Origin of the sequence: Pseudomonas sp. UBA7500 (genome assembly GCF_002478435.1) — a bacterium.
Taxonomy (GTDB): domain Bacteria; phylum Pseudomonadota; class Gammaproteobacteria; order Pseudomonadales; family Pseudomonadaceae; genus Aquipseudomonas; species Aquipseudomonas palmensis.
Genome location: NZ_DLNW01000027.1, coordinates 1 through 14,259, shown reverse-complemented (window position 1 = coordinate 14,259; position 14,259 = coordinate 1). Strand labels below are relative to the sequence as shown.

At 64.6% G+C, this 14,259-nt stretch carries 13 protein-coding genes; 2 read left to right on the top strand and 11 right to left on the bottom strand.

Annotated elements, in window-relative coordinates; genetic code table 11:
• Nucleotides 1–59: 59 nt before the first annotated feature.
• A complete protein-coding gene (locus tag B4I46_RS11885; RefSeq protein ID WP_167400229.1) occupies nt 60–2,141 on the bottom strand; it encodes a carboxy terminal-processing peptidase in 2,082 nt (693 codons plus the stop codon).
• Nucleotides 2,142–2,280: 139 nt separating this feature from the next.
• Here B4I46_RS11885 and B4I46_RS11880 point away from each other — a divergent pair, with 139 nt between their 5' ends.
• Nucleotides 2,281–3,243: an NAD(P)H-quinone oxidoreductase gene (locus B4I46_RS11880; RefSeq protein WP_043859978.1), complete on the top strand. Its 963-nt coding sequence runs from the start codon at nt 2,281–2,283 to the stop codon at nt 3,241–3,243.
• Nucleotides 3,244–3,302: 59 nt separating this feature from the next.
• On the opposite strand, the gene B4I46_RS11875 is transcribed toward B4I46_RS11880, so the two are convergent.
• From B4I46_RS11875 to B4I46_RS11850, 6 genes are all read right to left on the bottom strand, one after another.
• The gene (locus B4I46_RS11875) at nt 3,303–3,956 is read right to left on the bottom strand and encodes an HAD family hydrolase (protein ID WP_043859979.1); all 654 of its coding nucleotides are present in this window, start codon (nt 3,954–3,956) and stop codon (nt 3,303–3,305) included.
• A 24-nt stretch (nt 3,957–3,980) separates the two neighbouring features.
• Nucleotides 3,981–4,970, bottom strand: coding sequence for an ABC transporter ATP-binding protein (locus tag B4I46_RS11870; RefSeq protein WP_286900332.1), 990 nt, complete (start codon nt 4,968–4,970; stop codon nt 3,981–3,983).
• Between the two features lies 1 nt (nt 4,971).
• Nucleotides 4,972–5,769, bottom strand: a complete 798-nt coding sequence (locus B4I46_RS11865; protein WP_054914667.1) for an ABC transporter permease — start codon at nt 5,767–5,769, stop codon at nt 4,972–4,974.
• Nucleotides 5,756–6,616 (bottom strand): ABC transporter permease, encoded by an 861-nt coding sequence (locus B4I46_RS11860; protein ID WP_162484863.1) that lies wholly within the window; start codon nt 6,614–6,616, stop codon nt 5,756–5,758. Before B4I46_RS11860 ends, B4I46_RS11865 begins: the two co-directional genes overlap by 14 nt.
• Nucleotides 6,595–7,401 carry an alkaline phosphatase family protein gene (locus B4I46_RS11855; RefSeq protein ID WP_104572067.1) on the bottom strand — a complete coding sequence of 269 codons (807 nt, stop codon included), beginning with the start codon at nt 7,399–7,401 and terminating at the stop codon, nt 6,595–6,597. The genes B4I46_RS11860 and B4I46_RS11855 overlap by 22 nt, the downstream gene beginning before the upstream one ends.
• Before the next feature lie 79 nt (nt 7,402–7,480).
• A complete protein-coding gene (locus B4I46_RS11850) occupies nt 7,481–8,545 on the bottom strand; it encodes an ABC transporter substrate-binding protein (protein ID WP_043859983.1) in 1,065 nt (354 codons plus the stop codon).
• A gap of 346 nt (nt 8,546–8,891) precedes the next feature.
• Here B4I46_RS11850 and B4I46_RS11845 point away from each other — a divergent pair, with 346 nt between their 5' ends.
• Nucleotides 8,892–9,605 carry a UTRA domain-containing protein gene (locus tag B4I46_RS11845; protein ID WP_043859984.1) on the top strand — a complete coding sequence of 238 codons (714 nt, stop codon included), beginning with the start codon at nt 8,892–8,894 and terminating at the stop codon, nt 9,603–9,605.
• Here B4I46_RS11845 and B4I46_RS11840 read toward each other — a convergent pair.
• The 4 genes from B4I46_RS11840 to B4I46_RS11825 form a co-directional block, all read right to left on the bottom strand.
• Nucleotides 9,602–11,770 carry a mechanosensitive ion channel family protein gene (locus tag B4I46_RS11840; protein ID WP_054914665.1) on the bottom strand — a complete coding sequence of 723 codons (2,169 nt, stop codon included), beginning with the start codon at nt 11,768–11,770 and terminating at the stop codon, nt 9,602–9,604. The two genes, B4I46_RS11845 and B4I46_RS11840, sit on opposite strands and share 4 nt — an antisense overlap.
• 47 nt (nt 11,771–11,817) lie before the next feature.
• Nucleotides 11,818–11,982: a hypothetical protein gene (locus B4I46_RS11835; RefSeq protein ID WP_167400231.1), complete on the bottom strand. Its 165-nt coding sequence runs from the start codon at nt 11,980–11,982 to the stop codon at nt 11,818–11,820.
• 170 nt (nt 11,983–12,152) lie between these two features.
• Nucleotides 12,153–13,442 (bottom strand): M18 family aminopeptidase, encoded by a 1,290-nt coding sequence (locus B4I46_RS11830; protein WP_054914664.1) that lies wholly within the window; start codon nt 13,440–13,442, stop codon nt 12,153–12,155.
• 137 nt (nt 13,443–13,579) lie between these two features.
• The gene (locus B4I46_RS11825; RefSeq protein ID WP_054914663.1) at nt 13,580–14,215 is read right to left on the bottom strand and encodes an RluA family pseudouridine synthase; all 636 of its coding nucleotides are present in this window, start codon (nt 14,213–14,215) and stop codon (nt 13,580–13,582) included.
• Nucleotides 14,216–14,259: the final 44 nt, after the last annotated feature.

The following is a 14,259-nucleotide window of genomic DNA, read 5'->3' as shown; positions in this document are numbered from 1 at the left end:
AATGATGACTGTTTGATGACCCGAAATGGGCACCGTCACATTATTTTGCCATTATCGTTTCAGTGCTTGGCCACCGAGGAATTCAGCCCCAGGTAGTCCAGCAGGATGCGCCCGGTTTCGGCGAGGTACGCGTCATCTTCCGGCTTGGTGTCATCCGGCTCGACCGGCAGGGCGTCTTCGTCTTCCTTCTTCAGTTCCTTGAGCGGCTCTTCGCCCTTGGCCTTGCGCCGGATGTTTTCCAGCGCCAGCTGCTTGCCTTCGATGTCGGCATGGCGAGCGCGGCGTTCCACCTCGTTGAGGCTGACGGTCTTCTCGTTCATCAACTGCTGGGTCAGGGCCAGGCGATCGCGAATGTAGACGAACTCCGGGTCCTTGGCGCTGCGGTTTTCGTGGCGTGCCTTGAGTTGCGCAAGGAACGGCTTGAACGGGTCGACGGCCGGCTTGATGGCCGGGCGGATGGTGTCCCACGGCATGGCTTCGGGCAGGGCGCTCTCGCCGATCTCCTTGGTGTCGATGATCGACGGGTAGTCGATGTCCGGCAACACGCCCTGGTGCTGGGTGCTCTGCCCGGAAACCCGGTAGAACTTGGCCAGGGTCAGCTTGAGCTCGCCGTGGTTGAGCGGCTGGATGGTCTGCACGGTGCCTTTGCCGAAGGTCTGGCCACCGATGATCAGGGCACGGTGGTAGTCCTGCATGGCGCCGGCGAAAATCTCCGAGGCCGAGGCCGACAGGCGATTGACCAGCAGCGCCAGCGGGCCCTTGTAGAAGGCACCGGTGTTTTCGTCTTCGAGCACGTCGACACGGCCGTCGGCGTTGCGTACCAGCACGGTGGGGCCCTTGTCGATGAACAGGCTGGTCAGCTCGGTGGCTTCCTGCAGGGAGCCGCCGCCGTTGTTGCGCAGGTCGATGACCACGCCGTCGACCTTTTCCTTCTGCAGTTCGGTGAGCAGTTTCTTCACGTCACGGGTGGTGGACTTGTACTCCGGATCCCCGGCGCGGAACGCCTTGAAGTCGAGGTAGAAGGCCGGGATCTCGATGATGCCCAGCTTGTAGTCGCGTCCGTCCTGCTTGAGCTTGAGCACCGACTTCTTGGCGGCCTGTTCTTCGAGCTTGACCGCTTCGCGGGTGATCGAGACGATCTTGCTGGTCTGGTCGTTAGGCGCGTTGCTGGCCGGGATGACCTCCAGGCGCACCACGGAGCCCTTCGGGCCGCGGATCAGCTTGACCACTTCGTCCAGGCGCCAGCCGATCACGTCGACCATTTCCTTGTCGCCCTGGGCCACGCCGATGATTTTGTCGGCCGGGGCCACCTGCTTGGTCTTGGCGGCAGGGCCAGCCGGCACCAGGCGCACGATCTTGACCTGGTCGTTGTCGCTTTGCAGCACCGCGCCGATGCCTTCGAGCGACAGGCTCATGTTGATGTCGAAGTTCTCGGCGTTGTCGGGCGACAGGTAGTTGGTGTGCGGGTCGTACGACTGGGCGAAGGTGTTGATGTAGGCCTGGAAGATATCTTCGGCGCGGGTCTGGTCCAGGCGCGCGAGCTGGTTCTTGTAGCGCTTGGTCAGCAGTTCCTGGATGGCCTTGGGTTCCTTGCCGGCGATCTTCAGGCGCAGCACCTCGTCCTTGACGCGTTTGCGCCACAGGTCGTCGAGCTCGGCCTGGTTCTGCAGCCACGGAGCGTCCTTGCGGTCGACCAGCAGGGTTTCCTGGGTGGTGAAGTCGATCTTGTCGACGCCCTTGTTCAGCTCGGCCAGGGCGAAGTCCAGGCGCGATTTCACGCGATCCAGATAACGTTTGTAGATGGTGAAGCCCGGGTCCAGGTTGCCGCTCTTGAGGAAGTCGTCGAACTGCGTCTTCCACTTGTCGAACTCGGCAATATCGCTGGCCATGAAGTAACTGCGCGAGGGATCGAGCAGTTTGATGTAACTGTCGTAGATGATGACCGAGCGCGCATCATTGAGTGGCGGCTTGCTGTAGTGGTGGCGCTTGAGCAACTCGACCACGTTCAGGCTGGCGACCACTTCATCGCGGTCTGGTTGCAACTTGTCCCAACTGTTGGCGGCCGAAGCGGCGCCGGCCAGCGGCAAGCTGCCAAGGCCGATCATCAGGGCGAGGGCAGTGCTGGGCAGGAGATGCTTCATGCTGATTCGACGTAGGGGCAATTGATCACGCATATTAGGCCGTCTTTGAATTCGCCGGTTCCATGGAGCCGGACGCATAATGCAAAAAGCCTGGTGCCAAGGCAGCCAGGCTCAGTCATGACTCAACTATGGAGGCACTGTGAAGGCATTGCAAGGCGTTGACGGACATGTGGAGTGGGTTGAGACGACAAGTCCAACTTGCGATGTAGGTCAAGTACGCATCCGCGTGGCAGCGGCCGGGCTCAATCGCGCCGACCTGTTGCAGCGTGCCGGATTGTACCCGCCGCCACCGGGCGCCAGCGAGTTCCTGGGCCTGGAATGTGCCGGGGTGATCAGCGAAGTGGGAGCCGGGGTGTCCTGGCAGGTGGGCGACCGGGTATGCGCACTGCTGGCCGGTGGCGGCATGGCCGAAGAGGTGGTGGTCGATGCGCGCCACGTGCTGCCGGTGCCCGAGGGCCTGAGCCTGCAGCAGGCGGCTGCGATCCCGGAGGTATACGCCACGGCCTGGCTCAACCTGTTCCAGCTGGGCGGCCTCAAGCCGGGCGAGAAGGTGTTGCTGCACGCCGGCGCCAGCGGCGTGGGGTCGGCGGCCATCCAGCTGTGCAAGGCCTTCGGCAGCCCCAGCTGGGTCAGCGTGGGCTCGGCCGAGCGGCTGGCCTATTGTCAGGCGCTGGGCGCCAGCGGTGGCGTGGTGCGCGGTGACGATATAGAGGCGCTGAACGACTTCGCCCCGTTCGATGTGATCCTGGACCCGGTGGGGGCCAACTATGCGGCGCTCAACCTCAAGCTGCTGGCCCGAGACGGGCGCTGGGTGATCATCGGCCTGATGGGCGGGCGCAAGGCCGAGCTGGACCTGGCCCAGGTACTGGCCAAGCGGGTGCAGGTGACCGGCTCGACCCTGCGCAATCGCGATGACCAGTTCAAGGCCGACCTGCTCAGTGACCTGGGCCAACAGGTGTGGCCGCTGTTCGCCGAAGGGCGCTTGAAGCCGCAACTGGTAGGCAGCTATGCGGTGAAGGACGCCGAGGCGGCGTATGCCGAACTGGCGGGCAACCAGGTATCGGGCAAGTTGGTGCTGGTGATCGACGACAGCCTGGTATAGGGCCCTGTTCGCCGGCAAGGCCGACTCCTGCAGGAGCCGACCTTGCCGGCGAACTTTTTTCAGGCCCAGGCCAGAATCGGCCAGCCATTCTTCTCGGCATGCTCGCGCAGCACCGGGTCCGGGTTTACCACATACGGGTGGTCAACCTTCAGCAGCAACGGCAGGTCATTGCGCGAATCGGAATAGAAGCTTGCGCCTTCCAGGTTCTCTTCCTGCTGGTCCAGCCACTCCAGCAAGCGGGTGATCTTGCCTTCGCGGTAGGTCAGGGTGCCCACGGTCTTGCCGGTGTAGAACCCTTTTTCCACTTCCAGCTCGATGCCCAGGTACTCGTCGATCCCCAGGCGCGCGGCAATCGGTCCCACCAGATGCACACCCGAGGCCGAGATCACCAGAATTCGATCCCCCGCCTTGCGGTGCTCGGCAATGGTGCGGGTGGCCTCACTGAAGATGATCGGCTCGATGAAGTCTTCCACCCACGGCTCGACCAGATGATCGACTTCCTCTGGTGTGCGCCCGATCAGCGGCTCCAGGCTGAACGCCATGTAGTCTTCCATCGCCAGGTGCCCCTTGCCGTAGGCCTCCATCAGCTCACGGTCCCTGCGCAGGAACGACTCACCGTCCACCCAGCCCAGGCGCACCATCTGCTCGCTCCACAGCGAGGCGCAGTCGCCGTGGATCAGGGTTTCATCCAGATCGAAAATCGCTAAAGCCATAACAACAAAACTCCTGTTCGGCCCTCAGGCAACTTCGCAGAGGGCGGTGGGATCGATGGACAAGGATACCCGCTCGCCGTCCGCATGCAGATCGGCGGCTGAACGATTGAGCACATCCACCACCAGCTCCACACCACGCGCTTCGATGCGGTAGCGGATCACGTTGCCCAGCAGGCTGTGACTGCGCACCAGGCCTTCGCGTTCGCCTTCCAGGCTCAGCGCGATGGCTTCGGGGCGGATTGCCAGGCGGCTGTTCACCGTACGTTGCAGCAGGCGGCTGGCACTCTGGGCATCGAGCAGGTTGTAGTTGCCGATGAAGCCGGCCGCGAAGGCATCCACGGGTGCGGTGTACAGCGATTCGGCATCGCCACTCTGCACGATGCGGCCCTGGTTCATCAGGAAGATGCGGTCGGACATGGTCAGCGCCTCTTCCTGGTCATGGGTGACGAAGATGGTGGTCAGGCCCAGCTCGCGCTGGATCTGGCGGATCTGTTCGCGCAGGTGCTTGCGGATGCGTGCATCCAGCGCCGACAGCGGCTCGTCCAGCAGCAACAGGCGCGGGCGGGTCACCAGCGAGCGGGCCAGGGCCACGCGCTGGCACTGGCCGCCGGAGAGCTGGTGCGGGTAGCGGCTGGCAAAGTCCTGCAACTCGACCATGCGCAGCGCCTCGAGTACCCGTGGGCGGCTGTCTTGGCCCTTGATCTTCTGCATGCGCAGGCCGAAGGCGACGTTCTGTTCCACGCTCATGTTGGGGAACAGCGCGTAGCTCTGGAACACCATGCCGATGCCGCGCTTTTGCGGGCTCTGCGGTACCAGGTCCTGCCCGTCGAGCAGGATCCTGCCGCTGTCTACAGCGGTCAGGCCGGCGATGCAGCGCAGCAGGGTGGACTTGCCGCAGCCGGAGGGGCCGAGCAGGGTGACGAACTCACCGCGGCCGATCTCGCAGTTGATGTCGTTGAACACCGCGCTGGCGCCGTAGCTTTTTCGCAGGTTCTGGATGCTGACGAAGCTCATTTCAGGTCTTGTCCTTGTTCAGGCGGTTGGCTGCCCAGGTCAGCACCAGCACGAAGAGGAAGTAGGAAATCACCAGCGCGCTGTTGAAGTGCCCGCTGCTGTTGCGCATGTTGTTCAGGTACACCTGCAGCGTCTCGTAGCGGGTGCCCACCAGCAGGTTGGCAAACACGAACTCGCCGAACAGGAACGAGAACGACAGCAGCAGCGCCACCATCAGGCCCTTGCGCAGGTTGGGCAGCACCACCAGAAACGCGGCCTGCCAGGTGTTGGCCCCCAGCAACTGGGCGGCATCCATCAGGTCGCGCAGGTTGATCGCCTGCAGGTTGTTGGTGATGGCGCGGTACATGAAGGGCAGGGCCACGGTGAAATAGCAGCCGATCAAAATCCACGGCGTGCCGACCATCGCCATCGGCCCCGAGCCATACAGCTGCAGCAGCCCCACCGACGACACCACCGGCGGCACCGCGAAGGGCAGCAGGATGAGGATGTTCATCAGTGCGTCGAGCCTGGGGAAGTGGTAGTGCACCACGAACAGCAGCGGCAGGATCAGCAGCACCGACAGTACCAGCGCGCCCACGCACACCAGCAGCGACTGGCCGAAGGCGGCCAGAAAACGCGGCTCGCTCCATAGCGCCAGGTACCACTTGAAGGTCAGCCCGCTGGGCAGCAGGCTCGCCGACCAGCTGGTGGACAACGAGTAGAGCAGGGTGCCGGCCAGCGGCAGCAGCAGGATCACGAACAGCACGTACACCACCACGCGGTGGTAGAGCCCGGCCGGGCCCGATTCAGCGCGAGACATGGTAGCTCCTCTTCAACAGCCACTGGTGCACCAGCGTGACCAGGGTCATCAGCCCCACCAGGATCATCGCCAGCGCGCTGGCCAGGTTCGGGTTCAGCGAGATGTCGCCGGACACCAGCGCGGCGATGCGGATCGGCAGCACGTTGAAGTTGCCGGTGGTCAGCGCGTACACCGTGGCGTAGGCGCCCAGTGCGTTGGCCAGCAGGATCACGAAGGTGCCCAGCAGCGCCGGGGTCAGCACCGGCAGGCCGATCAGGCGCCAGTAATCCCAGGCGCTGGCGCCCAGCAGGGCGGCCGATTCGCGCCAGTCTTCGCGCAGGGCGTCGAACGCCGGGTACAGCAGCAGTACGCCCAGCGGGATCTGGAAGTAGGTATAGAGGATGATCAGCCCGGTCTTGGAGTAGAGGTTGAAGTCCTCGATGATCCCGGCCTGCTTGAGCAGCAGGGTCAGCGCGCCGTTGAAGCCGAGCAGGATGATGAAGGCGAAGGCCAGCGGCACGCCGGAGAAGTTGCTGGTCATGTTGGCGAAGGCGTTGACGAAGTCGCGCAGGCGCGAGTCCACCTTGCGCAGCGAATAGCTGCCCAGGATGGCGATCAGGATGCCGAACAGACTCGACCAGAAGCTGATCTCCAGGCTGTGCTGGATGGCCTGGCGGTAGAACTTCGAGCCCAGCACCTTGCTGAAATTGTCCAGGCCCCAGCCGCTTTCGGCCTGCAGGCTGTGCACGGCCACCCAGGTCAGCGGGGCGATCTGGAAGATGATGAAAAATACCGCGAAGGGCAGCAGGCACAACAGCGCCAGCCATTTGCCACGGGTGATCGAGTTCACGAGAGCAGCTCCCGGCATACCGGCTTGTCGTGGGGGATGCCGAGCAGTTCGCATACGGTGCCGCACAGTTCGGTCTGCAGGGGCTTGGCGGCCGGGTCGAGGCTGAACGCATCGCCGAACACGAACAGCGGCACTTCGCGCTCCTCGGGCAACACGCCGTTGTGCGAGCGGTCGTTGTTCATGCCGTGGTCGGCGGTGATCAGCACCTGGTAGCCGTCCTGCAGCCAGGTGCTGAGGTAGTCGGCCAGCAGGATATCGGCGCTGCGTGCGCTGTTGCGGTACTGGCTGCTGTCCAGGCCGTGCTTGTGCCCGGCATCGTCGATGTTCATCGGATGCACCAGCAGGAAGTTCGGTGCGTGCTTGCGCCGCAGGTACTCGGCGTCGGCGAACAGGTGCGAGTCGGGGTAGTGGTCGGCGTAGTAGAACAGGCCATGCTGGATCGGCAGTTTCGGCGCATGGGTGTGGCGGTCACGCAGCGGTTCGAAAGGGGAGCGGTTGTACAGCTCGCTGACCCAGTGGTAGGCCGCGGCGGCGGTGCTCAGCCCGGCGTCGCGGGCGTAGTGGAAAATGCTGCGTTGGGTGGACAGGCGCGTGACGTTGTTGTGCACGATGCCGCTGTCGATCGGCGGCACACCGGTGAGGATGCATTCGTAGAGTGGTCGCGACAGTGCCGGCAGTTCGCATTCCAGGCGGTACAGGGCGGCGCGGTCTGCTTCTACATAGGCATGCAGGTGGCCCATGGCGTGGTGGGCCACCTGGTGGTTGAGGCCGTCGAGGATGACGAGGATGACGTTGTGGTTCATGGGTGGCTCCGGTGACAGCGATGACCACATCGCGGGTCAAGCCCGCTCCTTGTGGGAGCGTGCCTGACCCGCGATGGTTTCACTCCATCTCGATGATGACCTGCTCCTGCCACTTCTGCGGCAGGGCCTTGGAGGTGGCTTCCCATGCCGCTGCATCCTTGATCGGCTGCGCCGGCGCGTACTGCTCGTTGGGCAGCAGCTTGGCCTGCACGTCCGCCGGCAGCTTCAGGTGCTCGGCACGAATCGGCCGCGCATGGCCGATGGCCAGGTTGGTCTGCCCGGCATCGCTGAAGATGTATTCACGGGTCAGCTTGGCGGCGTTCGGGTGCTTGGCGTACTTGTTGATGATGGTGGTGTAGCCGGACATCACCGAGCCGTCGGACGGGATCAGCACCTCGAAGCGTTTCGGATCGATCTGCTCGCGGTAGCTCAGGCCGTTGAAGTCCCACACCACGCCGACCTCGATCTCGCCCTTCTCAAGGGTCTGGATGGTCGGGTTGGCCAGCGACAGGCGCTTCTGCTGGGCCAGCTTGGTGAACAGTTGCAGGCCCGGCTCGATGTTGGACTCGTCGCCCTTGTAGGCAATGGCTGCAGCCAGTACACCGTTGGCCGCCTGGGCAGCGGTGCCGACGTCACCGATGGCGACCTTGTACTTGCCCTTTTCCAGGTCGTGCCAGGTCTTGGGAATGTCTTCTTCCTTGACCAGCTGCTTGTTGATGATGAAGGCGATGGTGCCGGTATAGGCCAGTGCCCAGTGTCCGTCCTGGTCCTTGGCCCAGGTCGGTATCTGCTCCCAGGTGCTGGGTTTGTACGGCTGGGTCACGCCCTTGGCCAGCGCAATGGGGCCGAAGGCGGCGCCGACGTCGCCGATATCGGCGCTGGCGTTGTCTTTCTCGGCATCGAACTTGGCCACTTCCTGGGCCGAGCTCATGTCGGTGTCCATGTGCTTGAGGCCGTACTTGCTCGCCAGGTCCGCCCAGGTGCCCTTCCAGTTGGCCCATGCATCGGGCATGCCGACGCTGTTGACGACGCCTTCCTTGCGGGCGGCGTCCTCCAGGGCCTTGAGGTCGGTGTCCGCGGCCATGGCCGAGGTGCACAGGGCAATACTGGTGCCTAACAGTGAGGCCAGAAAAAGCTGTTTCATCCGAAGCTCCTTGATGGGTGCCGTGCAAAACGCTGAGAGGGTTTCGATTCGGTTGGTCTAGGTCAGCAATACCCGAGCCAAGGTAGGCCGGTTGCATGACAGTTTGATGTCGAAGGCGCCGCGCCAGGTGTGTGCAGCGGCCCTGAAAATAGAGCGTAGACCAGTTTCAAGTGCTTGATCCGCAACGCCTTGACCGCGCTCGACCGGGCCTGTGCGTGACCGTCCGGCGCACTGTCATGTGCCGTTCATGTGGATTGCCTAGGCTTTGGTTACTCCGCCCGGCCATCGTCGCTGCGCCGTTCTGGCACACGCACCAGGCTGGACTAGTCCAGATAGGTAACCCTTGATGCATCGACTGCCCACGCGTGCAGTAACAGCCATATGCAATGCCCTGCAAGAGCAGATCGAGCATGGCCTGCTGGCGCCCGGCTGCAAGTTGCCGGCCGAACGCAAGCTCAGCGAGGTGTTCGATACCACGCGTATCACCCTGCGCGAGGCGCTGGTGCAACTGGAGGCCTGCGGGCTGATCTACCGCGAGGAACGCCGTGGCTGGTTCGTGGCGCCCCAGCGCCTGAGCTATGACCTGATCGAGCGCAGCCACTTCCACGCCATGGTGCGCGACCAGGGCCGACAGCCGGCCACCGAGCTGTTGTCGGCCCGTCTGCAGCCGGCGCCGGCGGCGATCTGTGCGCGCCTGCAGTTGCCGGCGCTGTCCAGCGTGATCCAGATCTGCCGCCTGCGGCGTATCGATGGGCGCGCGGTGCTCTACGCCGAGCACTACCTCAACCCCGAGTACTTTGCCGGGATTCTGGATTTCGACCTGAGCCAGTCGCTGACCGAGCTGTACGCGCTGCACTACGGCATCGCCTATGGCCGGGTGCGTTTCGAGACGCTACCCACCGCGTTGCCGGTGGCGGCGGCGATGGCGCTGAAGGTGTCGGCCGGCAGTGCCGGCCTGCATATCACCCGGGTCAACAGCGACCAGCACGGGCGGCTGATCGACTGCGACCTGGAGTACTGGCGCCACGATGCGATTCGCATCGTGGCCGAGGCGGGCTAGGCGTTGCTGTCGGCGGGGGCGGTGTCCTGCGCGGGGCCACCGCCGGCGGTCACCACCTGCACCGAAAGACGCGGGGTAGCCAGGTCCAGCCCGGCTTCGTCGAGCTGGCGCTTGAGCGCCAGGTTGAATGCCCGCGACACCTCCCATTGCTTGATCGGCGCGGTCTTGAAGCGCGCGCGCAGCACCGCCGAGCCGGACTCGAAGCTCTCCACCCCCTGGAACTCCAGCGGCGACCAGATATTGCGCCGTTGCAGCGGATCGCTGCGCATCTTCTGGCCCACGTCGCGAACCAGGCCGATGGCCTTGTCGATGCTCATGTTGTAGGGGATGGCGATACGGAAGATCGCGTAGCCGAATTCGCGCGAGTAGTTCTTGATGCTCTTGATCTCGCTGAACGGGATGGTGTGCACGATGCCGTCGATGTCGCGCAGGCGCACGGTACGGATGGTCAGGCCTTCGACGGTCCCCAGGTGGCCGCCGACATCCACATAATCATCGATGGCCAGGGAGTCCTCGATGATGATGAACAGGCCGGTGATCAGGTCGGCCACCAGCGATTGCGCACCAAAGCCGATGGCCAGGCCGATCACACCGGCACCGGCCAGCAGCGGCGTGACGTTCATGCCCATGTTGGCCAGGGCCACGATCACCGCGATGATGAAGATGGCCACGAACAGCACGTTGCGGATCAGCGGCATCATGGTTTGCGCACGGGCATTGGCCAGGCCCTTGCGCGAGCGGGTGAGTGCGTGGTGCACGGCGGTGTCGCTGAGGATCCACACCAGCCAGGCGGCGATCAGCGTACCGGCCAGGCCGAACACGCGCACCGCGACCTCGTGGCCTTCGCCCTCGGTGAAACCGATCAGCGAGAAGCCCCATACACGCAGGCCCAGCTCGATGAACACCAGCCAGATGAGCAGGTGCACCAGGGTGTAGCCAAAGCTCTTGAGACGTTCGGCGTAGACCGCCTGGCGCCGGTTGGCCCGCTGCGGCTTGAGCGCATGGCGGCGCACCAGGCCATTGACCACCATGCACATCACCACCAGCACCGTGCACATCAGCGACTGGCGCAGGGCCGTGCTGGTGTCGCCGGCGGACACGAACGTGGCGAACAGCGAAATGCCCACCAGCACCAGGGCCGGCAGGTACCAGAAGGTGCCGAGGATCTCGATGGTGTCGCTCAGGGCGCGGCGCGTCAGGCGCCGAGACAGCGGCTGGTTGCGAATGAGGTGCGCGATGGGGCGGCGAAAGCGCAGGATGAACAGCCCGGTGGACAGCGCAGCCAGAATGTTGGCCAGGGTCGCCAGGGTGTGCGCCAGGTGGTCGCCCAGGGCAGCGGCCATGCGTGGGTCGTTCATCGCCTCGCCGAAGGCGGCAAAGCTGCCGATCAGCCACAGCGGACGGAACGCGCGGTGGCGCAGGATGTACAGGGCGCGGTGGCGGTGCGGGCCATCGAGCAGCGAGAAGGCGATCACGCAGATGGCCGAGAAGCAGGTGCCGACCACCAGGGCGTAGGCCAGTACCATGGCCATCGACTTGCCCAGCGAAGAGGGCAGGGCAAAGCTCAGGTACACGGTGATGATCAGCGCCACCAACCAAGGCCCGAGCTTGCGCAGGGCGAAGCGCACCAGGTCCCAGGTGCGCGGGTGTTGCGGCAGCTCTTCGGTGAGGCCGAAGCGCAGGCGTACCTGGTGGCTGACCCAGTTCAGCGCGTAGGCCAGCAGGCTCCAGAGCGCGATGATGGCGGCGAAACCGAACAGGATCGTCGGCCATTCATGCACCGGCACCACCCGCGCACTGAGCTCGATCTGGGCCAGTTCCAGTTCGCGGCTCCAGCGGTTGAACGGGCTGGCCTCGCCGCTGAACTGCTTTTCCAGTTCGTTGAAGGTGGTGCCGATCAGGCCCAGCACACCTTGCTCGGCACTGGGCTGGGCTTGCCTGGTGGCGTCGCGCAGCTTCTTCAGGTCGGCCAGCAGCTTGCTGCGTTGCTGGTCGTTCTCGAGGTTCTTGATGACATCGTCGAGCGATTGCGCGAGGGGTTCAGTCGCCTCGGGCTGGGGTTTGCTCGAACCGCCAAGCAGGCCCGGAAGGCCGGCCGCGTGTGCGTGGCCCAGGGGCAGGAACAGAATCAGCAGCAGGGACAGGAAACGCAGGAAGGCAGGCACCGGACGATCAACCTCGAACACTCAATCGCCCGAGTGTAGAGCATTTGTCAGGTGAGTTTCTCGAGGATCTTCCACACCATGATGCCCAGGATGCCCAGCATGCCGATCCACATCATCAGCACCCCGCTGTTGCGCTCGCGCATGCTGAAGCCGACGGTGAGCAGGATCAACCCGGCGATCACCGGGAGGAACATCGTTTGAAACTCGGACATGCGCAAGGTCCTTATGCTGTAGGAAGTGTAATGATGGGCAAGCATAGCGCCAAATGTTTGCGCGCGGGTTGATGGGGGTCAGTCGTGGCCTCTTCGCTGGCAAGCCAGCGCCCACAGGTACGGCGCCTGTTTGGCGATCACCGCAGTGCTGTGGGCGCAGGCCTGTCAGGTCAGGGCAGATCGCGGCTCAGGTAGAACGCGGTCAGCACCTTGACCAGGTGCGCCAGGTCCTGGCTGCCGCACAGCTCGCGGATCGAGTGCATGGCAAACGTCGGCAGGCCGATGTCCACCGTGCGCACACCCAGGTGGCTGGCGGTGATCGGGCCGATGGTCGAGCCGCAGCCCATGTCGCTGCGCACCACGAAGCTCTGCACCGGCACTTCCTCGGCCATGCACAGGTGGCGGAAGAAACCGGCGGTTTCGCTGTTGGTGGCGTAGCGCTGGTTGTTGTTGACCTTGATCACCGGGCCGGCGTTGAGCTTGGGCCCGTGGTTGCCGTCGTGCCGGTCGGCGTAGTTGGGGTGCACGCCGTGGGCATTGTCGGCCGACACCAGCAGCGAGCGCTGGATGGCCCGGACGAAATCGTCACCGTCGGGCAGCAGGCGGCGCAGGGTCTGTTCCAGCATCGGGCCGTCGGCGCCGCAGGCGGAGCTGGAGCCGACCTCTTCGTGGTCGTTGCACACCAGTACGCAGGTCTCGTCGCTGTCGGCGGCCAGCAGGGCCTGCAGGCCGGCGTAGCACGACAGCAGGTTGTCCAGCCGCGCGCCGGCGATGAAGTCGCCATGCAGGCCGACCACGGCGGCGTCCTGGGTGTCGTAGAAGCTCAGCTCGTAGTCCAGCACCACGTCGGCGTTCAGGCCATGTTCGCGGGCCAGTTGCTCGGTGAGCAGGGCGCGAAAGTCGACGCGCTCGTCACCGGCCACCTGGGCCAGGATCGGTGGCAGCTCGGTCTGCGGGTTGATCGCCCAGCCTTCGTTGGCGCTGCGGTTGAGGTGGATCGCCAGGTTGGGGATCACCGCGATGGGCTGCTTGAAGTCGATCAGCTGGCTTTCGACCTTGCCGTCGCGGCGGAAGGTCACGCGCCCGGCCAGCGACAGGTCGCGGTCGAACCAGGGGGCCAGCAGGGCGCCACCGTAGACTTCCACGCCCAGCTGCCAGAAGCCCTGGCGCTGCAGTTCGGGCTGTGGCTTGACGCGCAGGCAGGGGCTGTCGGTGTGGGCGCCGACCAGGCGAATGCCGTCGAGCAGCGGCGAATGGCGGCCGAGCTTGATGGCAATGATCGAGGAGTCGTTGCGGGTCAGGTAGTAGCGTCCGCCGGGCGTGGTGGCCCAGCTGTCACGTTCGTCCAGGCGCTGGTAGCCGGCGGCCTCGAGGCGCTGCGACAGGCTGGCGGTGGCGTGGAACGGCGTGGGGGAGGCCTTGAGAAAGTCGATCAGGCCTTGGTTCAGTGCATCGCGCATAGGTCACTCCAGACAGCAGTGGCGCGAGTTTAACGTATTGATCACGGATTTGCGTGGGCCCTATCGCGGGGCAAGCCCGCTCCCCCCAGGTTCGGCAGGGCCATATCNNTGACCCGCGATGGCCGCGCCGCGGTGTATCAGAACGGCGCCGGGCACTCGAAGCGCAGTCGCTCGCCGCTCACCGGGTGGGTGAAGCTCAGCATGCTGGCATGCAGACACAACCGCTCATGCGCCGCCAGGGCCTCGGGGTAGGCGTACAGTCGATCCCCCAGCAGCGGATGCCCGATCGACAGCATGTGCACGCGCAACTGGTGCGAACGCCCGGTAATCGGCGTGAGCTCCACCCGGCAATGATCGCCACAGCGCTCGACGATGCGCCAGAAGGTCAGCGCATGCTTGCCCTGCTCGTGGTCCACCACGTGCCGTGGCTTGGTGGGCGGGTCGTAGCGCAACGGCAGGTCGATGCTGCCGCTGTCCAGCGCAGGCTGGCCCCAGCACAGTGCGGTGTAGGCCTTCTCGGTTTCACGGTCATGGAACTGGCGCGACAGCTCGCGGTGGCTGTCGGCGTCGCGCGCCAGCAGGATGATCCCCGAGGTTTCCCAATCCAGACGGTGCACGATCAGGGCGTCGGGGTAGCCGTTTTCCTGCAGGCGGGTGATCAGGCAATCCTTGTTGTCGTCGGCGCGCCCCGGCACGGACAGCAGCAGGGTCGGCTTGTTGACCACCAGGATGGCGGCATCCTGGTGAAGGATGTGAACGTTGGACAGCGGCATTGCGTGTTCTCTGCAAACGCCAACGGCGGCGGCCGGGCCCGGGC

What these genes read in the sequence shown, in the direction of transcription:
- B4I46_RS11830 (WP_054914664.1), bottom strand. Translation starts at nt 13,442, where the DNA reads ATGCGCGATGCACTGAACCAAGGCCTGATCGACTTTCTCAAGGCCTCC.
- B4I46_RS11870 (WP_286900332.1), bottom strand. Translation starts at nt 4,970, where the DNA reads ATGAGCTTCGTCAGCATCCAGAACCTGCGAAAAAGCTACGGCGCCAGC.
- B4I46_RS11850 (WP_043859983.1), bottom strand. Translation starts at nt 8,545, where the DNA reads ATGAAACAGCTTTTTCTGGCCTCACTGTTAGGCACCAGTATTGCCCTG.
- B4I46_RS11875 (WP_043859979.1), bottom strand. Translation starts at nt 3,956, where the DNA reads ATGGCTTTAGCGATTTTCGATCTGGATGAAACCCTGATCCACGGCGAC.
- B4I46_RS11845 (WP_043859984.1), top strand. Translation starts at nt 8,892, where the DNA reads ATGCATCGACTGCCCACGCGTGCAGTAACAGCCATATGCAATGCCCTG.
- B4I46_RS11860 (WP_162484863.1), bottom strand. Translation starts at nt 6,616, where the DNA reads ATGCCGGGAGCTGCTCTCGTGAACTCGATCACCCGTGGCAAATGGCTG.
- B4I46_RS11835 (WP_167400231.1), bottom strand. Translation starts at nt 11,982, where the DNA reads ATGTCCGAGTTTCAAACGATGTTCCTCCCGGTGATCGCCGGGTTGATC.
- B4I46_RS11865 (WP_054914667.1), bottom strand. Translation starts at nt 5,769, where the DNA reads ATGTCTCGCGCTGAATCGGGCCCGGCCGGGCTCTACCACCGCGTGGTG.
- B4I46_RS11855 (WP_104572067.1), bottom strand. Translation starts at nt 7,401, where the DNA reads ATGAACCACAACGTCATCCTCGTCATCCTCGACGGCCTCAACCACCAG.
- B4I46_RS11825 (WP_054914663.1), bottom strand. Translation starts at nt 14,215, where the DNA reads ATGCCGCTGTCCAACGTTCACATCCTTCACCAGGATGCCGCCATCCTG.
- B4I46_RS11885 (WP_167400229.1), bottom strand. Translation starts at nt 2,141, where the DNA reads ATGAAGCATCTCCTGCCCAGCACTGCCCTCGCCCTGATGATCGGCCTT.